The sequence below is a fragment of the Mesorhizobium sp. WSM2240 genome (assembly GCF_040438645.1).
Lineage (GTDB): Bacteria > Pseudomonadota > Alphaproteobacteria > Rhizobiales > Rhizobiaceae > Allomesorhizobium.
Genome location: NZ_CP159253.1, coordinates 2,011,181 through 2,036,750, shown reverse-complemented (window position 1 = coordinate 2,036,750; position 25,570 = coordinate 2,011,181). Strand labels below are relative to the sequence as shown.

Annotated in this window: 19 protein-coding genes; 8 read left to right on the top strand and 11 right to left on the bottom strand. The window is 62.1% G+C overall.

The features are described 5' to 3' along the window. The first annotated feature begins 31 nt into the window (after positions 1-31). Positions 32-751, top strand: a complete 720-nt coding sequence (gene lexA / locus ABVK50_RS09705) for a transcriptional repressor LexA (protein ID WP_353641755.1) — start codon at positions 32-34, stop codon at positions 749-751. Here the strand turns inward: lexA and ABVK50_RS09700 are convergent. Beyond that, entirely contained in the window at positions 745-3,393 is a 2,649-nt protein-coding gene (locus tag ABVK50_RS09700; protein WP_353641756.1) for a ComEC/Rec2 family competence protein, read from the bottom strand. The two genes, lexA and ABVK50_RS09700, sit on opposite strands and share 7 nt — an antisense overlap. A 165-nt stretch (positions 3,394-3,558) precedes the next feature. Here ABVK50_RS09700 and gltX point away from each other — a divergent pair, with 165 nt between their 5' ends. Together gltX and gltA are read left to right on the top strand one after the other, a co-directional pair. Further along, a complete protein-coding gene (gltX, locus tag ABVK50_RS09695; protein ID WP_353641757.1) occupies positions 3,559-4,983 on the top strand; it encodes a glutamate--tRNA ligase in 1,425 nt (474 codons plus the stop codon). A gap of 174 nt (positions 4,984-5,157) precedes the next feature. Continuing rightward, positions 5,158-6,447 (top strand): citrate synthase, encoded by a 1,290-nt coding sequence (gene gltA / locus ABVK50_RS09690; RefSeq protein WP_353641758.1) that lies wholly within the window; start codon positions 5,158-5,160, stop codon positions 6,445-6,447. Positions 6,448-6,492: 45 nt separating this feature from the next. Here gltA and ABVK50_RS09685 read toward each other — a convergent pair whose 3' ends face one another. From ABVK50_RS09685 to ABVK50_RS09670, 4 genes are all read right to left on the bottom strand, one after another. Then, positions 6,493-6,996: an Lrp/AsnC family transcriptional regulator gene (locus tag ABVK50_RS09685; protein WP_353641759.1), complete on the bottom strand. Its 504-nt coding sequence runs from the start codon at positions 6,994-6,996 to the stop codon at positions 6,493-6,495. 108 nt (positions 6,997-7,104) lie between these two features. Further along, on the bottom strand, positions 7,105-7,722 hold the full coding sequence (locus tag ABVK50_RS09680) for a uracil-DNA glycosylase family protein (RefSeq protein WP_353641760.1): 618 nt from the start codon (positions 7,720-7,722) through the stop codon (positions 7,105-7,107). Positions 7,723-7,724: 2 nt separating this feature from the next. After that, positions 7,725-8,336, bottom strand: coding sequence for a glutathione S-transferase (locus tag ABVK50_RS09675; protein ID WP_353641761.1), 612 nt, complete (start codon positions 8,334-8,336; stop codon positions 7,725-7,727). A gap of 47 nt (positions 8,337-8,383) precedes the next feature. Then, positions 8,384-8,716 carry a thermonuclease family protein gene (locus ABVK50_RS09670; protein ID WP_353641762.1) on the bottom strand — a complete coding sequence of 111 codons (333 nt, stop codon included), beginning with the start codon at positions 8,714-8,716 and terminating at the stop codon, positions 8,384-8,386. A 349-nt stretch (positions 8,717-9,065) separates the two neighbouring features. On the opposite strand from ABVK50_RS09670, the gene ABVK50_RS09665 reads away from it, so the two are divergent. After that, the gene (locus tag ABVK50_RS09665; RefSeq protein WP_353641763.1) at positions 9,066-10,592 is read left to right on the top strand and encodes a HAMP domain-containing sensor histidine kinase; all 1,527 of its coding nucleotides are present in this window, start codon (positions 9,066-9,068) and stop codon (positions 10,590-10,592) included. 8 nt (positions 10,593-10,600) lie between these two features. Here ABVK50_RS09665 and ABVK50_RS09660 read toward each other — a convergent pair whose 3' ends face one another. Next, the gene (locus tag ABVK50_RS09660; protein WP_353641764.1) at positions 10,601-11,590 is read right to left on the bottom strand and encodes a nicotinate-nucleotide--dimethylbenzimidazole phosphoribosyltransferase; all 990 of its coding nucleotides are present in this window, start codon (positions 11,588-11,590) and stop codon (positions 10,601-10,603) included. A gap of 124 nt (positions 11,591-11,714) precedes the next feature. Between ABVK50_RS09660 and ABVK50_RS09655 the strand changes: the two genes are divergently transcribed. Together ABVK50_RS09655 and ABVK50_RS09650 are read left to right on the top strand one after the other, a co-directional pair. Then, positions 11,715-11,948 carry a DUF1289 domain-containing protein gene (locus ABVK50_RS09655; protein ID WP_353641765.1) on the top strand — a complete coding sequence of 78 codons (234 nt, stop codon included), beginning with the start codon at positions 11,715-11,717 and terminating at the stop codon, positions 11,946-11,948. Positions 11,949-11,953: 5 nt separating this feature from the next. Then, positions 11,954-12,661 (top strand): TIGR02281 family clan AA aspartic protease, encoded by a 708-nt coding sequence (locus ABVK50_RS09650; protein ID WP_353641766.1) that lies wholly within the window; start codon positions 11,954-11,956, stop codon positions 12,659-12,661. Here the strand turns inward: ABVK50_RS09650 and ABVK50_RS09645 are convergent. Both ABVK50_RS09645 and dusA read right to left on the bottom strand, forming a co-directional pair. Beyond that, positions 12,658-13,500 carry a sulfite exporter TauE/SafE family protein gene (locus tag ABVK50_RS09645; protein WP_353641767.1) on the bottom strand — a complete coding sequence of 281 codons (843 nt, stop codon included), beginning with the start codon at positions 13,498-13,500 and terminating at the stop codon, positions 12,658-12,660. The two genes, ABVK50_RS09650 and ABVK50_RS09645, sit on opposite strands and share 4 nt — an antisense overlap. Positions 13,501-13,577: 77 nt before the next feature. After that, entirely contained in the window at positions 13,578-14,585 is a 1,008-nt protein-coding gene (dusA, locus tag ABVK50_RS09640; protein ID WP_353647026.1) for a tRNA dihydrouridine(20/20a) synthase DusA, read from the bottom strand. 123 nt (positions 14,586-14,708) lie between these two features. Between dusA and ABVK50_RS09635 the strand changes: the two genes are divergently transcribed. Beyond that, entirely contained in the window at positions 14,709-15,593 is an 885-nt protein-coding gene (locus ABVK50_RS09635; RefSeq protein ID WP_353641769.1) for a site-specific integrase, read from the top strand. Further along, positions 15,580-15,951, top strand: coding sequence for a hypothetical protein (locus tag ABVK50_RS09630; RefSeq protein WP_353641770.1), 372 nt, complete (start codon positions 15,580-15,582; stop codon positions 15,949-15,951). Before ABVK50_RS09635 ends, ABVK50_RS09630 begins: the two co-directional genes overlap by 14 nt. A 534-nt stretch (positions 15,952-16,485) precedes the next feature. Here the strand turns inward: ABVK50_RS09630 and ABVK50_RS09625 are convergent. Genes ABVK50_RS09625 through ABVK50_RS09615 form a run of 3 tightly spaced genes read right to left on the bottom strand, consistent with a single transcriptional unit; the run spans position 16,486 to position 25,451 of the window. After that, positions 16,486-17,001, bottom strand: a complete 516-nt coding sequence (locus ABVK50_RS09625; RefSeq protein WP_353641771.1) for a hypothetical protein — start codon at positions 16,999-17,001, stop codon at positions 16,486-16,488. Between the two features lie 11 nt (positions 17,002-17,012). Then, positions 17,013-21,599: a hypothetical protein gene (locus ABVK50_RS09620; RefSeq protein ID WP_353641772.1), complete on the bottom strand. Its 4,587-nt coding sequence runs from the start codon at positions 21,597-21,599 to the stop codon at positions 17,013-17,015. A 3-nt stretch (positions 21,600-21,602) separates the two neighbouring features. Beyond that, complete coding sequence (locus tag ABVK50_RS09615) at positions 21,603-25,451, bottom strand: hypothetical protein (RefSeq protein ID WP_353641773.1); 3,849 nt, start codon at positions 25,449-25,451, stop codon at positions 21,603-21,605. Positions 25,452-25,570: the final 119 nt, after the last annotated feature.

Below are 25,570 nucleotides of genomic sequence, written 5' to 3'. Positions count from 1 at the left end.
TTTGTTTTCCGTTTGATTCTTGGGAGCTGTGATGCTGACGCGCAAACAACATGAACTGCTGCTCTTCATCCATGAACGGTTGAAAGAGGCCGGTATCCCTCCCTCGTTCGACGAAATGAAGGACGCACTGGATCTAGCCTCGAAGTCCGGAATCCACCGGCTGATCACAGCGCTCGAGGAGCGCGGCTTCATTCGCCGCCTGCCCAACCGCGCGCGGGCGCTGGAGGTGCTGCGGCTACCCGATTCGATAGCGCCGGGCTTGAATGCGGCGCGGAAATTCTCGCCGAGCGTCATCGAAGGCAGCCTCGGCCGCCGCCCGCCCGAGCCGTCGCGCGTGCCCGCAGCCGGCAATGATGACGACGCCCGCGCTTCAATATCGATCCCGGTCATGGGCCGCATCGCGGCCGGCGTGCCGATCGAGGCGATCCAGCACAAGACCCATTCGATCGCCGTTCCGCCGGAAATGATTTCGGGCGGCGAGCACTACGCACTCGAGGTGAAGGGCGATTCGATGATCGAGGCCGGTATTTTCGACGGCGACACGGTCATCATCCGCAACGCCAATACGGCCAATCCCGGCGAGATCATCGTCGCCCTGGTGGACGAGGAGGAAGCGACTCTGAAGCGCTTCCGCCGTAAGGGCGCGTCCATCGCGCTCGAAGCCGCCAATCCGGCCTATGAGACACGGATTTTCGGGCCCGACCGGGTCAAGGTGCAAGGCAAGCTCGTCGGGCTAATCCGGCGTTATTGAGGCGATTCGCCGGCGGCGGCGTCTTCCGGCTGGTTGGGCGGCGTCTTGGCCTCAGGCGTAGGTTTGCGCAGATAGGGTGGCATGCCGCGCGCTGCGCGCGAGAATTGGCGCTGCGCATGCCAGGGCCGGTAGGGCTTGGCCACGGCATAGCGGATCTCGGGTTTCGAGCCCTGTGCGGCGAAGTGGATAGCAGCACTTCCGTGCCTAGCGAGGTCGCGCTTGGTGACGATCGCTACGGCGGGGCTTTTGCAGGAAAGCTCGGCCGTAGCATCATCGATAATGATCAGGGATGCGTAGTCGCAGGCACTTCGAGCCGCGGCGGCATTGGCCGTATGAACGATGATTTGGCCCGACGGGTGGCGGATTACGCATCGCTCGGGGTCGCAGTCGAAGCGGGTGCCTGGAATGCTCTTGGAAGGCGGCGACGTCTCGGCGGGCTGGCTCGCCGGCTTGAGCGATGGCTCATCGGCTTCAGATGCATTCGCTACAAGCGTCCCAAGCAGTGATGCTGCCGCATACGAGCCGGATGAAGCCGGCTCCTCGGAATACTGCACCCGGGAATCCGCGGATTTTTCCGGCGGGACGATGGTTTCAGCGCGCAGCGCGCGCTTCCAGCTGTCGATCGTGAACTGGTTAGGCCGCGCCCGATTGACGGCCAATTCTCCCTCTCCATTACGGAGCGCAACCAAACGCCCGTCTTCCGAGACAAACACATCAGGTGTCTTGGCGCCGACTAGCGCTAAGGCACCAAGCACGGCAAACGGCAGGGCCGCCAGCCGAAGCCTGGTCGTCGCCATGGTGGCAAAGACCAAGGCAATGGCGATGAGCAGGACGGCCTGGACCGAGACAAGGCCAACCGCGTCGAGCGGCGAGCGGACGGAAAACCAGTCGGCAACGACGATCATGGCCGAAAGTCCCCTGCCCATAATATAGAAGAACGGCGCGTCGAGGCCGAACGGCATGGCGGCAGCGCCCATAACCGCGAATGGCATGACCAGCACCGAGACGATCGGCATGGCCGCAAGATTCGCCACCAAGCTGAGCGGCGAGACGCGCTGGAAGTGGTATGCGCCGAACACTGCGGTCGCCAAGCCGGCCACGACCGAGGTCGCCGCCAGACCTACGGCAAGCACCAGTACCTTCCGTAGCATATTCCTGGCCGGCGACCGGGCGGGCGGGCGGGCTGTGGTGTTGGAATTGGCCTGCCTGCGGTCCGACCACCAGGCATAGGCTCCGACAAGCGCGGCGGTGGCGGCGAAAGACATCTGGAAGCTCGGACCCACCACCTCATGCGGCGAAATAACGATGACGAGGATCGCCGAGATCGCCAGATTGCGCATGCTCAGCGCGGCGCGGTCGAAGAGCAGCGCCGTCAACATCACCGCGAGCATGATGAAGCTGCGCTGCGCCGCGACTTCGCCGCCGGAGATAAAGAGATAAGCGGCAATCGCGGCGAGGGCCGCAACCGCGGCATACTTCTTGACCGGCCGCCGCGACGCGAAGCCTGGAAACAATGCGAAGCCAACCCGCAGGCCACCCATGATCGTGCCGGCGACCAATGCCATGTGCAGGCCGGATATCGAGATGACGTGGTAAAGGCCGGTTCGCCGCAACGATTCATTGACCACCTCAGGGATGCCGGCGCGGACGCCAACGACCAGAGCTGCGGCGATCTCCCCCTCCGGGCCACCGATGCTCTCCCGGATACGGTCAGCGATGGCGTTGCGGCCGTTCTGGACCCAAGCGGAAATGCGCGCCGAGAAGGGCAGGTGCGGTTTCAATACGTAAAGATCATTCAGCAGCTGGTTGTTCTGTCTTACTTTCTCCGTCCCTGCAGGCTGCGGCGCGGCCGCTGTCGTGAGCTGCGGTGTGCGCAGGAAAAAACCGCTCGCGCCGATGCGGTCGAAGTAGCTCTCGAATGAGAAATCATAGCTTTGCGGCCGCACCGGGCCGGAAGGCGGCATCAGCCGCACGAGGCCGGTGACCTCCGCGCCGACCGCGAGGCCGGCAGGAATCTTTACCGCCGAGGCGCGAATCCGGTCCGGCGCATAGCGCAGTTTCGGGCGGGCGGTGGCGGTGACGTCGAGCGTCAACCGCGTGCGGCCATTAGCGAGGTGGTCGATCGCAGCCACCCGGCCGGTGACGACTGTCGATATTTCGCCGCCCAGCATTTTCGTGCCGGCCCGCCAGGTTTCGACTTTTGCCGCCAGAAAGCCGAGAAGGCAGACAAGGACGGCGGCCAGCGCGAAGTGGGTCACGCCGCGCGACGGCAGCAGCGCGAGAACAAGACCGATGGCGAGCGTTCCCCCTAGCGCCGGCGCGAAGGCGGGTTCGAAAGGCAGCGCGAAATAAACGATCGCGCCGAAAGCCAGGAAGACCGGGACAAGCAGAAATGCCGCGCCGCGGTCGATCTCCAGGGCGATATCCCGGCCCCATGTGCGCGACATGAACTGGAGGGAGGCAGTTGAGGCCGGGAGCAGCGCTTTTGGAAACAGACCGTCGGGCAACGCCGGAAGCGAAAACCGGCGACTTGCGGGCGAGAGTGCGACCGGGGGCTGAACCGGGACAAGCGACTCGGCATCAGTCGTCGGCGCAAACAGCATGCGCTCGCTGACATCGCCTGCCGCCGTCTCGCCGGCCATCCGAGATCCCCCGAGACCGGCCGCACCTGACGCCAGCAGCGTCATGAAGCTTCAGTCCCTGCCCCTTGCACCCTCGACCCTCTATGCTACATGAACGGCACCGAATTGCCATGCGCGCCACGGGCCGATCCCACCCGCGGAAAGCCGCCATTTCCTGGAAATATAATGCCCGATACCGTCGTCACCCGCTTTGCACCCTCGCCCACCGGCTTTTTGCACATAGGCGGCGCGCGCACGGCGCTGTTCAACTGGCTCTATGCCCGTCACACCAAGGGCACGATGCTGCTGCGCATCGAGGATACGGACCGCGAGCGCTCGACCGATGCCGCCACCGCCGCGATCCTCGACGGGCTGACCTGGCTCGGCCTACATTGGGAGGGTGAGCCGGTCTCGCAGTTCGAACGCGCACCGCGCCACCGCGAAGTCGCCGAGGAACTGGTGCGGATGGGCAAGGCTTATCACTGCTACGCCTCGCCGGAAGAGCTCAACGAAATGCGCGAACGCGCGCGTGCCGAGGGCCGGCCGCCGCGCTATGACGGCCGCTGGCGCGACCGCGACCCTTCCGAGGCGCCTGCCGGCGTCAGAGGCGCGATCCGCATCAAGGCGCCGACCGAGGGCGAGACGATCGTGCGCGACCGCGTTCAGGGCGATGTGCGCTTTCCCAACAAGGATCTCGACGATTTCATCATCCTGCGGTCGGACGGCAACCCGACCTACATGCACGCTGTTGTTGTCGACGATCACGACATGGGCGTCACGCATATCATCCGCGGCGACGATCACCTCACCAACGCCGCGCGCCAGCAGATCATCTATGACGCCATGGGCTGGGAGATCCCGGTCATGGCGCATATCCCGCTGATCCACGGGGCGGACGGCGCCAAGCTGTCGAAGCGTCATGGCGCGCTCGGCGTCGAGGCCTACCGCTCGATGGGCTATCTGCCGGCGGCCTTGCGCAATTATCTCGTGCGGCTCGGCTGGAGCCATGGCGACGACGAGGTGATGAGCCTCGACGACATGATCCGCTGGTTCGATATCGACGACGTCAACAAGAGCGCGGCGCGCTTCGACTTCCAGAAACTGGAGGCGCTGAACGGCATCCACATGCGCCAGATGGATGATGCCGAGCTTACCGACGCACTGATCGCCACCCTGCCCTATCTACCAAACGGCACGCTCCTGATCGAGGGTATGAACGACACGCGCAAAAAGCAGTTGCTGGCGGCGATGCCCGGCCTGAAGGAGCGCGCGAAAACGCTGGTCGAACTTGCTGACGGGGCGGCCTTTTTGTTTGCCGAGCGGCCATTGGCGATGGACGAGAAGGCTGCAGCACTCCTGGGCGAGAAGCCGCGCACCGTGCTGTCCGGCGCGCTTGCGGCGCTGGAAGCCGTGAATGGCGACTGGAATGCGGCTTCGGCGGAGGCGGCGATTCGCGAATTCGCCACGGAAAACGGCCTGAAGCTCGGCGCGGCGGCGCAGCCTTTGCGCGCGGCGTTGACGGGCAGAAGCACCTCGCCCGGCGTGTTCGACGTGCTGTCCGTGCTCGGCCGCGAGGAGAGCCTGGCGCGCATAGCGGATCAAATCGATTAAGCCTCCTGGCTCAACCGAACGGCATTGAAAGCAGTGTGTTGCGGTGCAACATTGCTGCTATCGAATAACTAGGCAGGGCCTGGCAAATGCGCTAGCACAAGCGCGCATTCCACGGGCGGTTGCTGCGTTGCCGAACTTGGCGCTCTCGCGCCGCATGAACGAAGGGAGTTTTTGATGACCGAATCGACAGCGAAACTGGAATTTGGCGGCAAAACTCTCGAATTGAAAGCGCGCAGCGGCTCAGTTGGACCAGATGTCATCGACATCAGCACGTTCTACCGCGACACCGGCGCGTTCACTTACGACCCGGGCTTCACCTCCACCGCAAGCTGCGAATCCCAGATCACTTTCATCGATGGTGACGAGGGCATCCTGCTGCACCGCGGCTATCCGATCGACCAGTTGGCCGAGCACAGCGATTTCCTGGAGGTCTGTTATCTGCTGCTTTATGGCGAACTGCCGACCAAGGCGCAGAAAGACGATTTCGACTATCGCGTGACACGCCATACAATGGTGCACGAGCAGATGTCGCGCTTCTTCACCGGCTTCCGCCGCGACGCCCACCCGATGGCGGTGATGTGCGGCGTGGTCGGCGCGCTGTCGGCCTTCTACCACGACTCGACCGACATTTCCGATCCGCACCAGCGCATGGTGGCATCGATCCGGCTGATCGCCAAGATGCCGACGATCGCGGCCATGGCCTACAAATACCATATCGGCCAGCCTTTCGTTTATCCGAAGAATGAGCTGAACTTCGCCGCCAACTTCCTGCATATGTGCTTTGCGGTGCCGTGCGAGGAGTACAAGGTCAATCCGGTGCTGGCGCGCGCCATGGAGCGCATCTTCATCCTGCACGCCGACCACGAGCAGAACGCCTCGACCTCGACCGTCAGGCTTGCCGGCTCGTCAGGCGCCAATCCGTTCGCCTGCATCGCCGCGGGCATTGCCTGCCTTTGGGGCCCGGCGCATGGCGGCGCCAACGAGGCTGCGCTGAACATGCTGTCGGAAATCGGCCATGTCGACCGCATTCCAGAATTCATCGCCCGGGCCAAGGACAAGAACGATCCTTTCCGGCTAATGGGCTTCGGCCACCGCGTTTACAAGAATTACGATCCGCGCGCCAAGATCATGCAGAAGACCACGCATGAGGTGCTCGGCGAACTCGGCATCAAGGACGATCCGATGCTCGACGTCGCCATGGAACTGGAAAAGATCGCGCTGACCGACGAATATTTCATCGAAAAGAAGCTCTACCCGAACATCGATTTCTATTCGGGAATCACGCTGAAGGCGCTCGGCTTCCCCACCACCATGTTCACCGTGCTGTTCGCGGTCGCACGCACTGTCGGCTGGATTTCGCAGTGGAAAGAAATGATCGAGGATCCGCACCAGAAGATCGGCCGGCCGCGCCAGCTCTATACCGGCCATCCACAGCGCGATTTCGTGGCCATCGCCAAGCGCTGAACTCTGAAGCGGCCGCTGCGCCTCAAGCAGAAGCGCAGCGGCTTGTCAGATCCCGGCTCCCGCGCTGAGGGAGCCGCTTTCCTTGTCGAGCGCCATGTAGTCGAGCGGCATTTCGGTCGTGTACTTGATCTGCTCCATGGCGAAAGCCGAGGACACGTCGCGGATCTCGATCTTGGCGATCAGCCGCTTGTAGAAGGCGTCATAGGCGGCAATGTCCGGCACCACGACGCGCAACAGGTAATCGACGTCGCCGCTCATGCGGTAGAATTCGATCACCTCGGGAAATTCCTGGATCACCTCGGAAAATCGGCGCAGCCATTCGTGGCTGTGCGAATTGGTGCGGATCGACACGAACACCGTGACGCGGGCGTTGATCTTCGCCGGATCGAGCAAAGCCACGCGCCGCTTGATGACGCCTTCCTCCTCCAGCTTCTGGATTCGCCGCCAGCAGGGCGTCGTCGACAGGCCGACCTTTTTCGCTACGTCAGCCACGGCGAGCGTGGAGTCCTCCTGCAGAAGGCGAAGAATTTTCCGATCGAGGCGGTCCATGACGGCTCCATTAGAATTTCATTCCGGCATAATCGGTCCTGCCGTTGATTTCCACAAGAAAGGAATTCTCCGGGCCGGCCAAGTCCGGAGAACGCGATTGCGCAAAAATCAGGAAAATCGGGACCCGATTTCCGAACGGAGGAACGGCAGCAATTCCGTTTCGAACCAGGGATTTTTCTTGATCCAGCCGCTGTTTCGCCAGGACGGGTGCGGCAGCGGCAGTACTTTGGGCGCAGAAGTGGCATCGTGGATCGCGCGCCAGTCCATCACTGTTTCGGTCAACGAGGCGCGACGCAACGCGCCGAGATGCCAGGAGTGCGCGTAGAGCCCGATCGCCAGCACGAGTTCGATCTGCGGCATCAACGCGAGCAGCCGCGCTCGCCAGGCCGGGGCGCATTCGCGCCTCGGCGGCAGGTCGCCGCCGTTGGCGTCCTGGCCCGGAAAGCAGAAGCCCATCGGCACGATCGCGAATTTCTCGGGATCGTAGAATTCGTCTCGAGAAACACCGAGCCAGGCGCGCAGACGGTCTCCGGACGCGTCATTGAACGGCAGGCCGGTGGCGTGAACTTTCGTTCCGGGCGCCTGCCCGGCAATCAGAATCCGGGCCGTCGCCGACGGCACGACCACCGGCCGCGGCTGATGCGGCAGCGGCCGCCCGGAAGCGCTTTCAACGCAAGCGCGACAGGCGCGGATGTCCGCGGCCAGGCTGGCGAGACCGTCAGCCATGCTCAGGCGGCCGCACTCGGACGGCCGGAGATCGCGGCGCGCCAGCGCAGCACGTTTGCCAACTCGTCTGGAACCTGGACGCGCGCCGGCTTCATGAAGTCGAGGGCGATGAGTCCGGTAATGTCGGCGATCGAATATTCGTCACCGGCGACGAACTCCCGGCCGGCCAGTTCGGAGTCCAGCAGGCGCAGGAATTCTATCGCCTTCGGCTTGTTGGCTTCGCCCCATTCGGGAATTTGCGGCACTTCCCATTCCTTCATTGCCGGGTGGATATGGCGGAAGGCCTGGGACACGGGGGTGAGCAGATTGAACTCCATGCGGCGCTGCCACATCTCGGCCAGCGCCTTGCCGACCGCGCCGCGCCCAAACAAAGCCGGCTCAGGATGAAGCTCCTCGAAATAGCGGCAGATGGCGACGGATTCGCAGATCACCGTGCCGTCGTCGAGCTCCAGCACCGGCAGCCGCTGCAGCGGGTTGCGCGAGGCGATCTCGGCGCTCCTGTGCTCCATCGCGCCCATGTCGACGGGCGCCAGCGGAACCTCGATGCCTTTCTCGGCCAGGAACACCCGTACGCGCCGCGGGTTCGGCGCACGGCCGCCGTCGAAAAGTTTCATAGTCGCTGCACCAGAATTGTTGAGTACCCGAACTATATGGTCACGATTCAGAAAAATCGAAGGATTTGTCGGAGCCAATCGAGGAAAGAACTGCCGTGGTCCCGATCGCTCTCGATCATGCCGCCATGCGCATCGCGCCAGGCGCGCGGTTCCTCGAACGAACCCGCCCAAAGGCCGGCCGCGCGCTGGCGGGCTCGCTCCTGCTCCGCCTCGAAGTCGCCATAGGCGACCGCCCATCCCGCCTCGACCTGGGCGCTGTTGAGATTGACGCCGCCGGCTTTGCAATCGCCAAGAAGCCTGCCGTAGCGGTCGTGCTGACGGCCCGAGCAAGAGACCGCCCTGTTGCGCGTCAGCCTCGCGCGAGGCGTGGCCGCACGCATAGTCGATCCCGTTCTTCCGGCAGGTCTGCCCATATTCCGGCGCGTCGATGCCGCGCAGCCTGATCCGCTCGGCGCCGACAGTGATGGTGTCGCCGTCATTCACGATGGCCAAGCCGCTGGCAAGTCGCGACTCCCAGCGGTCGAGCCGCGCCGACAGGAGGATGAGCAGGCCGAGAATTGCGATTGCGAGAAACCAGTCGAAAAGCCTGCGCAGAAGACTGCGCCTGCGGCGCGAAACCGCCGCGCGGTGGGGTCCGCGCCATGGTCGGCTCATATGGCAAACAGTCTCTTAATCATTCGGAACTAGCCTGCGAGGCGAAATTAGATGCCCGCATAAATTGAAACCGCAATGGCGTTGATACGCTCGCACACGGCTGACAAATTCATTGTGGACCGCAGGAAACCGCACCGCAACAGCGATGTGGCGCGCGCGGTGCGCAAGACGCGCGACCGTCTTTCGCAGCAACCTGGCAATCTCGCCTTCGACCGCGAACTGTTGAAGCTCCATGCCCGCGCCATGGTGTCGAGCGCAACCGCAATCCCGCTTCTGGTACTGGTGATCGCGGCCGCCGGCCTACTTGCGGGCATGGAAGGCTCGATCCTGATCTGGGCGCTGATCACGGTGACAAGCTACGCAGGCCTGACGCTGGTCGCACAGCGTATCGACCGGACGGAAGCCGGCGAGATCAACATTGCCCGCGCCAGAACCAGCTTTTTCGCCGCCCATTTCGTCAGCGGCCTCGGCTGGGCCTATTTCGCTTCGCTGGAGTGCGCGCAATGCCAGGTCGAGCAGTTTCCGGTGATCAAGGCGGTGGTTCTGCTGTTGGCCATGGCGGCGACGGCACTGATCGCCTCATCGCTGCGCGGGGCCCTGGTCATAACCTTTGCACTTCCAGTCGCCATTTATACGGTGATCGGCGTCAGCGCCTGGACGACGGTCGAAGCGGTCATGGTCGGTCTGCTGGTGCTGGCGCTGCCGTTTTTCTCCTATGTCGCCGAACATCTCAACCGATCGTCGCTGATGCTCCTCTCGTTTCGCTCGGAAAAGGACGGGCTGATCGCCGAACTCGAAACGGCGAAGTCGATGTCGGACGAGGCTCGCCGCCGCGCAGAAGAAGCCAATCTGGCCAAATCGCGCTTCCTCGCCTCGATGAGCCATGAATTGCGCACGCCGCTCAACGCCATTCTCGGCTTCTCGGAAGTGATGAGCAACGAGGTGCTCGGGCCTATGAGCAACGGCACCTATCGCGATTACGCCAACGACATCCATGAATCCGGCCAGCATTTGCTCGACCTGATCAATGAGATCCTCGACCTGTCTCGGATCGAGGCGGGCCGCTATCAGCTCAACGAAGAGCCGACGAACCTGCTACAGATCGTCGAAGAATGCTGCCATCTGATGGAGTTGAAGGCCCGCCACAAGGACATCCGCATCGTCCAGCAGTTCGAAAGCGTGCTGCCGCGCCTTTTTGCCGACGAGCGCGCCGTGCGCCAGATCACGCTCAACCTCCTGTCGAATGCGGTGAAGTTCACCTCGACCGGCGGCGAGATACTGGTGCGGGTCGGCTGGACCGCCGGCGGCGGGCAATACATCTCCATCAAGGACAACGGGCCAGGCATTCCGGCCGAAGAAATCCCGGTCGTGCTCTCGGCCTTCGGCCAGGGCTCGATCGCCATCAAGAGCGCCGAACAGGGCACCGGGCTCGGCCTGCCGATCGTGCAGGGCCTGCTCGCCATGCATGGCGGCGAATTCGAGCTGCATTCGAAGATGCGGGAAGGCACCGAGGCCATCGCCATCTTCCCGGCTGCACGGGTCATGGAGGAGTTGCCGGCGATCCCGACGGTCAGTGCGGCGACCGGAACGCGGCGGCGCTGACTTTCGGCTTAGAGCGCGGCGGCCATACCCGTGCTGCAAAGCGCGGCGGCCTTGACCAGGCCCGCGGCAAGGGCCGCCCCTGCCCCTTCGCCATGCGCCAGCCTGAGATCGAGCAGCGGCTCGAGGCTGAGCCTCTCGACCGCCTTTCGATGCCCCGGCTCGATTGGAAAATGCGCGACGACGCAGTGGTCGAGTGCGGCCGGATTGATCACCTGAAGCACAGCAGCGGCGGCAGTCGCAGCATGGCCGTCGAGGATCACCGGAATGCGCTCCATCCGGGCGGCGAGGATTGCGCCGGCAATCGCCGCGAATTCGCGTCCACCGATGCGGCGCAGCACCTCCAACGGGTCGGTGAGATGGCCGGCATGCCGGGCGAGCGCCGCGTCTACGATCTCCGCCTTTCGCGCAATCATTTCCGCGTCGGCGCCCGAGCCTGCCCCGACCCAGTCGGCTCCGGTTCCGCCGAACAGAGCGGCAAACATGGCGGCCGCAACCGTCGAATTGCCGACGCCGAGATCGCCGATGCAGACCAGGTCGGTCCCGCCTGCGATCGCCTCCATGCCGAAGGCCATGGTGGCGGCGCAGCCGCGTTCGTCCAGCGCGTCCTCCTCGGTGATGTCCGCGGTCGGCAGATGGAGGGCAAGGTCGAACACCTTCAGGCCGAGATCATAGGCCAGGCAAAGCTGGTTGATTGCCGCGCCGCCGGCGGCGCATAGCTCGACCGCACGCGCTGTGGCTTCGATGGGGCGCGGCGATATCTTATGGCGGGCGACGCCGTGATTGCCGGCGAAGATGGCCACCAGCGGCTTGGTCACGGCCGGTGGCCGGCCTGTCCACGTTGCGAGCCAGGCCGCTATGTCCTCCAGCCGGCCGAGCGAACCTTGCGGCTTTTCCGCCTGCGCGAACTGCGCCCGGACGCGCTCGCCTGCAACCGCGTCGCCGGCGGGCAGCGCAGCCAGCAATTTGCGGAAGTCGTCGAAGGGATGCGCGCTCGTCATGTCGTTTCAGTTCCTGGACTTGGTCGTTGCGCAGCGCATAGCCGCCACCGCGGCATGGCACAATGGGGATATCTTGCATTGGGAGCCGGCCTGTCCCATGTGTGACGAGCAAACGGAAACCGCAATGAGCGCCATAGAATCTCCATGCATTCTCGTCTGCGCGATAGACATGAAAACCGGCTACTGCTTCGGCTGCGGCCGCACGCGCGATGAAATCGAGGCCTGGATCGACATGACCCCGGAAAGACGCCGCGAAGTGATGGCCGAATTGCCTGCCCGTCTCGAGGCCGTCGAGCGCCGCCCGCGCCGGGAAACGCGGCGCAGCCGCATGGCGCGCGAGCGCGGCACACTGGCTTGAATCGGATGACAAACAGACTGCTCTGGATCGCACTGGCCGTTCTGGGCGGCGGACTCATCCTGCTGATCATCAACGATTCCAGCGGCGAGACGCTCGGCCTGGCCAATGAGGATTTTAGCCGACTGCTCTATCTCGGCGTTCTCGGCGCTGTCATCGCCGCCGGCATCTGGCGCTCGCGCCACATGTTCGGGGATACGCTGCGTAACTTCGCGATTTGGCTGCTGGTCGTTCTGGTCCTGGTAGCCGGATACCAGTACCGCTACGAATTGCAGGACGTCGCCAGCCGCGTCACGGCGGGCCTAGTGCCGGGCAGTCCTCTGTCGATCACTGAGTCGGAAGGCCGCACAACGGTGACGCTGGACAAGCTGCCCAGCGGGCATTTCGGCGCGCAGATTGCGGTCGACGGCGCAAAGATCATGGCAATGGTCGATACGGGCGCGAGCGCCACGGTGCTGACTTCCGCCGACGCAAGGCTAGCGGGCTTCGATCCCGACAAGCTCAATTTTTCGATCCCGGTGTCGACGGCCAACGGCGTGGCGCAGGCGGCGAGGGTCACGGCCCGCGAGATCACCGTTGGGGCGATCTCGCGGAGAAATCTGCCGGTGCTCGTCGCCGCCGACGGGACGCTTTCCGAAAGCCTGCTCGGCATGAATTTCATCGGCACCCTGTCGGGCTTCGACGTTCGCGGCGACCGAATGATCCTGCGGGATTAAGCCAGACTCACAAAGAATCGCGCCGACACGAAGAGGCAGAACAGTCCGAAGCCGACTTCGAGGTGACGCTTCTTGAGCCAGTGGGCGAGTTGCACGCCATAGGGCGTTACGATGAGCGCGATCGGGATAACCAGCGCCACCGCAATCCAGTTTATGTAGCCGGTCGAGGCGATCGGGAGATCGGGATTGCTCCACCCTGCCCAGATGTAGCCGACGGTGCCCGGTACGGAGATCAGCAGGCCGACGCCGGACGAGGTGGCCACCGCCTGATGCATCGGCCGGCCGTAGAGACTCATGAAGGTGTTGTTCATAATGCCGCCGCCAATACCCATAAGGGTGGAGAAGAAGCCGATTACCACACCGGCCAGCGCGCGCCAGGGATTACCGGGAAGGCGGCCGCCGAGCCGCCAGCTTTCGCGGTTGAGCAGAAGGCGGATGCCAAAGAGCAGCGCGAGCACCGCGAAGATCATGCGCAACCCCTCGCTGGAGATCGAGGCGGCGGCGAGCGAGGCAAGCAGGACGCCCACCGGCACGGGGATCAGGAACGATTTCAGGAGATCCATGTCGACGGCGCCACGCGCCCTATGGGCCATGAAAGACCGGATCGCCGTCGGGACGATAATGGCCAGCGACGATCCGACCGAGACGTGCATGCGAACGCTTTCGTCCACGTCAAGCAGGCCGAAAACCTGATAGAAGACCGGCACGAGCACCGCGCCGCCGCCAATGCCGAATAGGCCGGCCAGCAGGCCCGAAACCGCGCCCGCCGCAGCGATCGCGGCGGCGATCGCGGCGGCGAAACCGGCAATCTCGCCCCACCCCATGTCTAGAGCCGGCATTCGTAATCCCCGAGAAGACCCGGACCGTCGCTAACCTGCACGATCTGCGTTGTAAACCGGATGGAGTGTTGGGCGGCTCAGGCGGCCTGGCGGACACTCTCAAGATCGACCACCGCGAAAGCCTTGCGCAGCACTTCCGGACCGGCGCCCGGCAGGTTGGCGTCGGTGGACAGGATCTGACGGAAGCGGCGGGCCCCGGGCAGGCCGTGGAACAGGCCGACCATGTGGCGCGTGATACGGCCGAGACGACCGCCGGCTGCGATGTGGGCGGCGGCGTAGTCTGCCATCGTCTCGATCAGAGCCGCAAAATCGAATCCCGATGGCGACTCGCCCGAGATGAATGCGTCCGCCCCGGCGAGAATGCCAGGGGTGTGGTAGGCGGCGCGCCCGAGCATGACGCCGTCGGTGTGAGCAAGATGACCGGCGGCTTCCTCCAGCGTCTGGATACCGCCATTGATGCCGATGAAGCGATCGGGATAGTTCTGCTTCAGGCGATACACACGGCCGAAATCGAGCGGCGGAATCTCGCGATTCTCCTTCGGAGACAATCCTTCGAGCCAGGCCTTTCGCGCATGTACCCACAATGCATCGGCGCCGGCCGCGAAAACCGCCTCCGCGATTGTGTCGAGCGCTTCCTCCGGATCCTGGTCGTCGACGCCGATGCGGCATTTCACCGTCACCGGAATTTTCGTCGCCGCCTTCATGGCCGCGACGCCTTCGGCGACAAGAAACGGCGTCTTCATCAGGCAGGCGCCGAAAGTACCCGACTGCACACGGTCCGACGGGCAGCCGACATTGAGGTTGATTTCATCGTAGCCGAACGCCTCGCCGATCGCGGCCGCTTCGGCGAGCTTCGCAGGATCGGACCCGCCGAGTTGCAGCGCCACCGGATGCTCGTCGGGGTGGAAGCCGAGCAGGTGCCCGCGCGCACCCTTGATGACCGCGTCGGCTACGACCATTTCCGTGTAGAGCAGCGCCCGATCCGTCAACTGCCGGTGAAAGAACCGGCAGTGGCGATCGGTCCAGTCCATCATCGGGGCAACAGAAAAAATTTTTTCTTTGTTTTTCAATGATTTGTGATACATTTCAACCAGATCACATCGTGAACCCATGCGCTCAAATACGACCAAACTGCACGGGTTTGTACCTCTTTTGATCTCGCCGTGCACGGAAATCGCACGGATTTGAAGGACTGCACGGGCCCCATCATGGCAACCATCGTTCGAACTAAGGAAGGGAACTGGCGAGTGCAAGTCCGGCGTAAAGGCAAGTACGCTTCGCAGACCCTTCGACTTAAGACGCTCGCGAACGAGTGGGCGGTTGAAACCGAGCGGCTAATCGATCTCGGCGGCGAGCCCAGTAGTCATCGAATTCGGGACCTCAGGACAATCGCTGATCTCGTCGATTTGCATATCGCCGACCTGCACGAAGTCGGGCGCCCATTACGGCGATCTAAGCAAGCGGTCATGGAAGCATTGAAACGCGACCCGGGCGCAACACGCATCGATCGGCTCGATAGAGCAACGATCATCAAGTACTGGCAACGCCGCGCGAAGCAGGGTGCCGGCCCTGTGACCCTTTCGGTTGACCTCTCTTATCTGAGAACGGTGCTTACCCACGCCGCTGCTATCCATGGAATTTCGGTCGACACCGAAAGCATCCGCCTTGCGCGAGCCGCACTTACCCGGCTGGGTCTTGTTGGCCGCTCGCACGAACGGGATCGCCGGCCCACCGAAGCCGAGATCGAGGCCCTGCTCGATTACTTCGACAAAAGCATCAACACCATCATCCGATGGGCCGGATTGTCCGCTTCGCGATTGCCACCAATGCGCCAGGAAGAAATCTGTAAGATCGAATGGAGCGATGTTGATCTGAACAAGCGAGTTGTGCTGATCCGAGACCGCAAGGATCCACGCCGCAAGGATGGAAATCACCAGAAGGTGCCTCTGCTTAACCTCACTGGCTTCGATGCATGGCACCTCATGCTTGAGCAAAATGTACTAACTGGCGGGAAAAGGCCGTTATTTCCCTTATCATCACCAATCTGTTGGCACCGCCTTCTGGCGCGCTCGACAACGATTGGAAATCGATGACCTCCGCTTTCACGATCTGCGTCACGAAGTCACGAGCAGGCTGTTTGAAGCGGGATTATCGATTGAGCGTGTTGCGCTCGTCACTGGCCATCGTGATTGGAAATGCTGCGACGTTATACGAACCTCAAGCCGGAGGATCTGCACAAGCACCAGACGAAGGGTCAGGCGACCGAAGAGGAATTCTTGCGCACTCTTGCTGACGGCTAGTGACTTGTTGGCCTATCATTTCCAAAATGGTGGGCCCGGAGGGTCAACGTCTTATACAGAAAATCAAAATGTTAGCGGTTGGTTCGCCAACCCGTTTCCCTCGTATTCTCTCATATGGTCTGGCGAACCTAATGATCAGAAAGAGGAATGATCTCGGGTCGTTCCACGCGCAAAATTCGTCCCCTTGTCTCTAGCGATTCCCGCTCTTTAGTGCGGCTCCAGCACCTCTTCAAATGATAGCCCCAGGGTTTTGACCCGAAACCAATCTCTATTTCCGCACACACTAAATGACGGCTTCGCGCCCTATGTTAGCCGTTCCGGTGATCTTTGCCGTTGCCTGATAGCAGACGTTTGCCGGCGATCATCCTGGACATCGTAGTTGCGCCACAAGCTCACGTTCCGTGTTCAAGAAATGCGGACTTTGACCTCGAAGCACCTGCGGCGCCTACCGCTGGCCTACCTGTGGTGGGGAGACCCGTGATCTGGGAAAGCAGCGCGACAGCTCCCGCCGTATAGTGGTCGCTCGGGCACGTTGCTTTATTCCGTCCAAGGCTGGAAAACGAGGCTGCTTGAACAGATGCGTTAACTAAGCTCAGCACTACAAAGGAAGCAAGGCAATCGGCGCGAGATAGCAGAATTGCCCGGCCCGCCTCCTTGTCGCAGTGCTCGAACCGGAACTCAAATATCAGACACCCAGGACGAATTTCTGGTCGTCATAGGTATCGATAACGTCCACATTCACGCCCGCGATCACGATTTCGACCCGACGATTCTTCAGACCGGCTGACAGAGTTCCTGGTGGGGTTGCAAGGCTGGCTGCACCTACTCCAACTTGATATGCAACGGCGCGCTCAACGTTCGGCCAGTCTTGCTGCGGTGAATAACCAGCAGAGTAGGCGAGATCGTTGACCATCTCGAGTATCCAGGATCGAGCGTTGTCAGCGCGCTCTTGCGCGGCCTTCTCTTCCTCGGCGCGACGATTGTCTTCTGATCCTGCAGGCACTCGATCTGCATGACCGATGCACAGTACCGCGCAGTATTTCAGCCCATCGGGATTGTCATATACCGCTTCGTAAACAGCCTCGTAGACGTAGGCGAGCTGCGGATCGGCCGCCAGAATTGGATCGCGCGCCAGACGATCACGTATATCCGTCTCGCCAGCGTTGAAGCCGCGAACCTCAAGCATGAAATGCGTTTTCATTGCTGCGCCTCCTATATGGCGATGTTATCTGCGTACACGAGTCGGCGCTCCGTGTGCGCAACGCCGCGGTCATGCCCCGCTACGGTCACGATGAGATCGTCCGCTTCCAGCAGCTCCCATTCCTCGATGGCCACTCGCCAGTCGCTTTCCAAAACCCCAGGTTTTGATAGGTGGATGACGCTGAGTGAATCCAATTCGGTAATCCAGGTTGCAGTATATCCGTCCGACGAAAGCCCGCGCAGGCCGAGCTTTTCGACCGAGACCGTCTTCCACCCCAAATCTGACCCAATCGCCGGATCGCGCCGCTGTAAGCGCGCAACAAGGCGTCGGTTGCGCTGGATTCGCTCAGATGGATCGATATCGTCCGCAACTATGCGGGAGCCCACGGGCCCGCTAACGAGGACGCGGACGTGGCGGTCGTCGGTTCGACTAATGGCCGCAGTACGTTCCGGCGGAAGCTGGACGAAGTCGCATTGCACCGGTGCCGAGAGGTGACACCCGCTGATGCTCTCGGGCTGGTAGCGGGAGACAGCGAGCCGCAGGAACGGCCAGAACTGCGGACCTGGGTCGATCGCGATATCCACAAACCACAGGCCGCGGTTTTCGTTGAACTGCGGCGTATAGCCCAGCACCGTGACCGTAGGTTGGCCGTCAATAGCCGCCAGCGGGAGATCCATTGGCGGCATGCTGGGCCGTGCCGGCTCTTGGCGGTCATCGACAGCGGTGAGCCGAAGAAGATCATCCAGCCTCAGCATTGGAAGCGCGCGACGGTCGACGTCCCTCGCATGCCAAATCGGGTCGGCCCCCCACTTGCTGACAAATGGGAAGCCGGAACCATCCTTCAGGTCTGGATAGTGGCTATCGTCCCCGCCTCGGGCAATGAGCACGCCGAGAAGTTCACCTTCGCCGCTCGAAAACCATGGACGGTCCAGATACAGCCGAATTCCTGCGCGGCGGGTCCGGCGCCATGCCATCGGCTGCTCGGGTTCGATGTCGTCGGACCAGCGGAACATCGGCAGCACGGAATGAACAATTGGCGGCGCAGGAGGGGCTGACGAAGGAATGGACACTCGGAGCACCGGCGCGACCACGCTGTGCATGTCGTCGGTCGGGTTGCCTTCCGCATTTTTTAGCAGGTCAAGGTGAAAAAATTCGCGGAAGCGAGTGAACGCGCGGAATGTATAATCAATCACACGATGCCGGTTGTCGCTGAACTCGTGCACAGCACGATGGATTCTCACCAGCCCAATGTCCGGCAGGCTAAGCTTCTGGTCCGATCCGCCAAGCAATGCGATGTCTTCATCCGGCTGGATGATAGTCTCGGAAGCCTTTCCGCCTGATTTTCGGAAAATACACGCCGGGAGGGTGATGTCGTCCAGCGGCTCCTCCCATGTCGCCTCGACGGACAACGTACCTGTGCTGGGCCCGTGGAGATCGACGGCTCCGGCGAGAGTGGCGCTTGTCGATCCGATGGTCCGCAACGGAGTGATCCGAATCGGCCGGGGCGCCTCAATGGGGCGATTAACGGCATGGACCAACGTGATTTGCTCAAAAGGCGAAAGGCCCCACAGCATGCCATCGGCCGCAGCTTCCGCGACCTGAGTCTTCGTGCGCACCGCTTCGGGCAGAAATTGCCACGGGCCCATGAGTTCGAGCTTGTCCTTTGGCAACGAACTCGATGTCCGCAGGAGCTGCTTGTCACCGGGTGGCAGTAGCATCCGGATCAGCCGCCCCTCAACCTTTGCGGCCAGCGCGGCACCACCTTCAACGACCAGCCGGAATGGCTCCAACTCGGGCCAGTCACCTCCATAAGAAACGGTGAAGCCCTCGACCGCGTAAGGAAATTGAAGACCCCATTCTCGCCCAGCCTCCGGAAAGTAGATCGCGACTCCTTTCGCCATCGGATCTGGCAAATAAGGAAGTGAGAGATCATCGACATCATGGATGATCGTTTGCCCTGGAGCTGGTGGATCGCCAGACTGCAATATCCTCTCGGCAGGAGGCTGCGGTTCGCCCGGCAGGGGAGGCAAATTCTTTGCGTTTTCGGTAGGCACACCGACATGGACGATCGACATGCCCGGCTGCGGGATCTTCTCGGGCGGGTTGTCGATGTCGGCCCTCTCGCGATCGGCAAATGTGCCGTCCGCCCGTAGCGCCCAGCCGAGCATCCGGCTTTGATCGACGGCCGCCGTCGACCCGATCGCGAGATCGAACATCCCGTGTAGTTCGGCCTGAACTTGCGTGACTTTGGGCGGCGCGAGATGGCGCTGGCTGGTGGAGTGATAGCCGCACTTGGGAACGATCGCGGAGGCGGTCGCCACATAGTCTCCCGGTTCCTCTACCGCAATCGCCAGCGTGGTTGGGTCCTGGGTTACGCCCGATCGGATCACCAGCACCGTTAGCGACTCTCCTTCGGTGTAGCGCCAGCGCGGAACGAGTGCGGGACTGGAAATGGGCTCCCAGCGGAGAAACCGTTGCGGCTTGGTCACCGTCTCGAGCGCCTTCTTGAGGACAGCGGACTCGGCTTCTCGACCCGGCGCGAGGGCGCTTACATGCGAGCCGATCAGCGCGGATAGATCGCTCGGCGCGTGTGGCTGAGTCACTGGCCAGCCCGCCATATTTGCCGAGCGGAGTGCTTCGGAGACGGCTGTGGGCAGCCCTGCTGCCCGGTTCGTTCCAGCTCCGAGCAGCCTGCCCGAAAAATGGCTCGAACGTCTCAGGCGCAGGTGCGGCGTCACTTCTGGCATTATTTGAGACTGGAGCAGTTCATCGCTCGAGACCGGTGCAATTTCGTCGGCCGGGTTGCGCTCCAAACGACGCTCCAAGGCCATGCGGGCTGCATTCATGAGCCGAGATGTCGTCCAATCGGCTGGCGCCGCTGCAGAGCCTCCATTGTCGAGCCCGGAAACATCAGCCGGGCCGAAAGCGCGCGGATTTAGGTCATGTGGTCGAGAGTTGCCGGCGAGATCCACTGCCCACGCACGGAAGGAGTAGGATCGACCGTAACGCAGCCGCGGCAGGCTAACGTTCTCGACGTGGCCGCTGACGTGGAAGGGGTGTGGTGTGTCGGGCGAAGGGGGCTCCTGGGGCGCCAGCAGTGCCTGTTCCCCATCTTTCTCCCAAATCCGCTTGCCCGGGCGCGGCGCCGAGAGGCTCCAGCCTTCCCAACCGAACAATGCCTCGTGGACCTGCACGGGTGCGTCCGTCGCGCGGAAGTTCTCGTGCGCGGCCGTGCCCTGGATAAACCCTTCTTCCGGGTGGTCCTCGTAAACACTGCCGAAGCCATCGACGGTGGCGGTGCTCAGTCGCTTGTGCAACGAGTGCCACGCCCGGCTCTTGTCGTCCCAGACTTCCACTCGGAGTCCGCGCACTAAATCTTCCGTGTCCAGGTCGACGTTTCGACCGCGTCTCAGATTATCCGCGAGCTTGGCCTGTCGTAAAAGGTCGGTCTGCGTCCTGACTGCCTGTGCGGCGCCGGCCACGGTGAAGCCGGGCGAACGCTGGGCAGGAGTCGCGGCGTTGACGGGATCGCCGTTCTGCTCAATCGCGATGAGCCGCGGCAATGTCCACAAGAAGCGGTCCGCTTTGAGTGCGCTCCCGTCGGTGTCCAGCGTCAGTACGGAAAAGCGCGCCGGATCTCCAAGGCGGAGAGCCCCCTCGTCCCAGTCCGCCGTCTGCGAGACGGTGGTGAACACATCGGCCCGAGCATGGCAGCGAACGCGGGTCGGGCGGCTGACGGATGTATCCATAATATAGAGCGCTGCAGAGAGCCACTTCGCGCTACGCAAACGCTCTCTGTCTGCCACCAGATCGATGACCAAGCCTAGCTGGCGGAGAAGCTCGGAATGATCTCCAAGAAGCGCGCATCGAGCGTGGAATTCGGGTTCATTATCTGGAGTTGGCGGTGGCTTGGCGCCGGGAATTGGATCGGGTCGGTACGGCCACTGCGCTTCGGGGCGTTCGTAGAACCGCCGGCAGCGATGCAGCTCGAGCGCCAAGTGCTTAACCCAGTCGCGCTCTCCGGCAATTCGCCTCTCGACGACTGCGAGCGACTCACGGCTTTCAACGATTTCGTCGAGGTAGGCAGTCGCGCGGGACTCGTCGTACAACAGCCGCCTCTCTCGTTCGGACTCCCGCAGGCGAAAACAGCCTGCTTTCCTCGCGAGTTCAAGCACGTCCCCGCTCAATGGATGATTGCTCGGATCAGGCGGGTTTGCAGGATCGGCGATGACGGTCGCCATATGCATGCCGAGCGCGATGTCATGCACGCGCTTGGCGGAGAAGCTGCGCCACTTGCGAGCCGACCAGTTCGAAACTCTGGGCGCCCGCACCGGCACGGAGCCAGGGAACATTGCGCGCCATAGGTCAGGCTTGATCGGGTTGAGCTGGGGTTCGCACTCGATCACGCCCTGCTGGTCGGACAGCTCTACTCTCAGGCCGGACGCCGCTTCAGCCCAGTCCGGGAACAGTTCCCATTCGTCGAGCCGCGTCTCTTCGGGCGACTCGATTGTCGGCGAAAGAAACAACGATACCTGGAAAGGCCTCTGACTGCTTAGCGAGTGAGGAAGAGCGCAGACGACAGCATATTCCTGAGCCATGTCCTACTCCTCCGCAAATGCTTGGCAGTAGTCCGTCCACGCTGGCGAACTTCCGTTCGCTTCGAGCATGACGTCCCTGAACGATGGGTCGCCGTTTGCGCCCTTGAAGGTGCGTTGCGCGTAGATGTGGACTTCCTTGGAGATGCCGACCGCCGATACGTTCACGGTGATCTTCGCTTCGCCGATTAGCTTGCCGCTGTCGAAATGGTAGAGCAGCGCCATGTAAAGCTCGATGGCGGCTGACACCAAGCCGAGGACATCCACTTCGCCGCGAAGCCTGAAATATGCGGCCAATGAGCCAGCCTCGCCCTCGAGGCGAATGTAAATTCCGAGCATTGCCGAAACGGAACCGGAGGCCACACCGAAATCGACGGCAATGCAGGCTCCGGCTTCCAGACCGACTTCCAGCACTTCCAAGCCGTTGGCTGACAGGCGAATACCGCACCATCCGCCACCGCCGATAAACGCAACTGCAATCGTGAACGGCCGATCCCTCGTGCAGAAGCTGAAGCCGACTGTGACCGCCTTACCCAAGAAGGGCACCTGAACGTCGGCGTTGAGTGACATGTTCGTGATGCTGAACATGCCCATTGCGATATCGGGCAGAGCGAGGCCGAAGCCGGCTGTCAGTCCTTCGGCGGTAACATTTACGTTTGGGGGATCCGAGAATCCGTCAAGGGGGATCAGTTCCTTGATTGTTTCGACGAACTTCAGCACGCCGTGGAAGCCAATGTTCCTAAAGACGATATCAATTTCGGACTTCCCGCCGCTCGACTTGAAGGCGAAACGATCGAAATCGAGATGAATCAGCTCGGCGTCGGGAAACAAGTGCAGCGTGAAATCCACCAGCTGCGCCAGGGCGTAGGTTTCGTTCTTGCCGTTGATCCCAGCTTGCGCGCCGATGGCGAAGACGAGACTGTTCTCCTTGACCGCCAGCAATGGCGAGCCCTTGGGCCACGATTGAACCCGTGGCTTCCACTCGAACTGCACACGCGCCAGTGCACCGCTCTCGGCAAGACCGTTTACGTAATTGTACATGTCTTCAATGAGATCGATTGTCCCGTGCACGGAAGTACGCAGCAAACCGGCGATTGAACGCAGCAAATCGCCAATGAATAGCGGCAACTTGGCCGCGAGGTCGTCCAGCTGTTTGATGGTCTTCTCGAGCTGCGTTTTCAGTTTGTCGACGAAGGTCTTTGCCGGGTTTTTGCCCTGCGACTTCATCGTCGTCAGCGCGTCCTTGAACTGATCGGGGATGTCTTTGAACGCGTTCTTTATATCCTCTGCCTCTTGAAGCGCCTGATTGATTTTGACGACCCATTCGGCAGCGTTTTCGCCCGGTTGGCTCATCATTCGCTTGGCCTCTTCGGCCGCGTCGGCGACGACTGAGGCAGCACGCGCGATGTCTTGGGTCAGTGCCTCGACACGTGACACAAATGCCGAGACGAGCTTGGGGATCCGGAGGAGGTCGCTGTCGACCGACACCGCTAGGTCCGACAGAGGAATCAAGCCGAACAATTTCGGCTCGGTCCCGTTGAAATATTCTTTTGGATTGAACTTCTGTTTCGCCGCGTTGCTGTCGGCGCTGCCCATGGCACCGTTCACACGGGACAAGCTGCGTAGCGGCATGGATGGCGCCAGGAATCCCCCGCTCTTCTCCGTCGAGGCCCCACCAAGCCCGTAACCAAGCTGCGGGAGCGTGATGGGCAGATCCCCCTTCGCCTCCGGCGCCACTTCCCCGTCAACAAGAACTTGGGCCCACAATTCGGCCTTGTTGTCAGTGCCGCCGAAACCCTTGCTCTTGTATAGCGGGTGATACGTGATCGGGATTGGCGGTCCTGCGGATAATTGTTGAACGGCGGGGATGACCACTTCGGCGCTGCTCATTCTCGGAATTGAGCCGCCCCTCGTGGCTTCCCCCAGGAAACGAAGGGTGCTTGTTGGCAGGGTCGCCACCGCCCCAGCTACCGAGGGTGCAAACGCGACCAGCTGGCCAAACGCAGGAACCTCACGGCGCGGACGGCCGCCGAAGTTTGCATTGATATATTCCGCTTCGATAAGCCCGAAATTGCGATTTCGCTCCGCGACCCACATCAGTGGCATTTGCAGCCTTGCCGGCTGCATTTCCTGATCGAGTGCCTCGATAATGAAGTTGAAAGGCTGGCCGCCCACCGTGGGCCAGAACAGCAGCGGCGATGTTCCTGGATCGTCCAGGGTGGGAGTCACCAAGGGACGGATCTCGATCTGGCTGAAAGGCAAATCTCGTCTGTCGGCGTAGATTCTGCGTGGTTCGCCGATAACCAGGAACTTGCGTTGATAGAGAGCCGCCAGCGACGGCGACGCTGCCTTCATCTTGCGGTCGGTCACCTTAACCAGCGTCGCGCTGTGGCCGAATGGGAACAAATAGCCCGGATAGGCGACTTCCACATGCTGGTCGCGGCCAAGCGGCGCCGCATAATTCATAAATAGGATCGAGGGGAAAGACGCATCCGAGTAAGGCTTCGTGTTCCAACTGCCGTCGAGCTTCAGCCAAGCGCCGAGCCCGGACAGCCAGAGCGCCCGCGCAGCGAGCGGAAGCGGCTCGATCGGCCGAGTTTCTCCGGGAATCGTCTCCGACGTTTGGCGGACAAGCATGTGCCGATCGAGTGGACTGAGCGACATACGGAACGGGTAGTGGGACGCCGAGGCCAGGAAGTCGGGGTCCCGCCAGGCATTGGGTGTGACACGGTCGCGGTCACGCGCCCAAACGGCTCTAACGATACGTCGCCCGGCATTGCGCTCGTCGATTTTTTTATTGCCGTCTGCATCGAGCTTCAAATGGCCGAGCCGACTGTGCCACAGCTCGACATGGCTGGCGTTTTTGCTGGTGACAGGCTCCAGCGAATGCGACCACCGCCCCTCGTCACTCGGAGAAATTATCAAGCGATACGGCGCCTCGATCGCCGTTTCTAATGCGCCGGGGGGATAGCTGTACTTCCGCAGCACGCGCGACCGCGACAGGTGCTCGCCAATCAGCCCCGCCGGGCCGAAGATAGCGCTGACGTGAACCTCCTCGTTGCCAATCCTGACTGTGACCCTGTCTTCCGCCTGCGAAGGAGCCGTGGTCTTGTGGTCCAGCAGCGCCGTACGGTCATTTAAGACGCGGCGCGCCCGCCGCGAGGCATTGGCATGATAGCGGATCGAACCGATTTCATCGCTGGTCCTCGGGCCGTCGAGGCCGCGAATTTCACTCCGCTTTGCTTTGCGCGCAAAAAGCGAAGTGCCCGAAAGTACACCGACGAGACCGCCCGGCAGAGCAATCAGTCTGACGTCGTCCAGCAATTCGCTACTCAGCTTCGACTGCCCTGTCGGGGCGGCGCCCGGCAAAGCCAGCTTGTGCACCAGCGGCTTAAGGCGTGACATTGCGGCAAGGATGCCGGATGTGCTGAAGGGAATGGTTTCGCCTGGCGGAAATGCAAAAACCAGCCTGCTTCCATTCGCCGCGCGCGCAGCAACGGGCGTCTGCGGGCGGGGATCAGCGATGGTTGTGCCCGATAGTGGCGCCTCGGCGGGATTGAAAGGGTTTGGAGCCGCAATGTTCCCGCCTTCATACGAGGCTTGCTCCGCCAGGTGTTGGAACGGGAAGCGCATCACAAGATGTGCTTCAGTCTCACCGGCGAGCGGTCGAAGTACCGGCTTTTTGCCCGCCACCAACTCGCAGCCAACCGCTGCAACACTGAAGGCGACGAGATCCTCAGGGCGAATTAGGTCAACGAAGATTGTCGGCTTTGCCGCGAGTTTAGGGCCGCTTTCTTGATACGCCTCAAGCAAGTTAAGACCGTCGGCGAACCGGTGTGGCTCAACCTCCAGCACTCGGCGTGCACGTCGAGCACTCATGAGAGCGTTGGGCGCTTGAGGTTCGGACCTCCCTCCAATCTGTCGCGCAAGTTCAATCCCAGCCCGTTGCTGTCACTCCGGTCAGCCTCACGCAC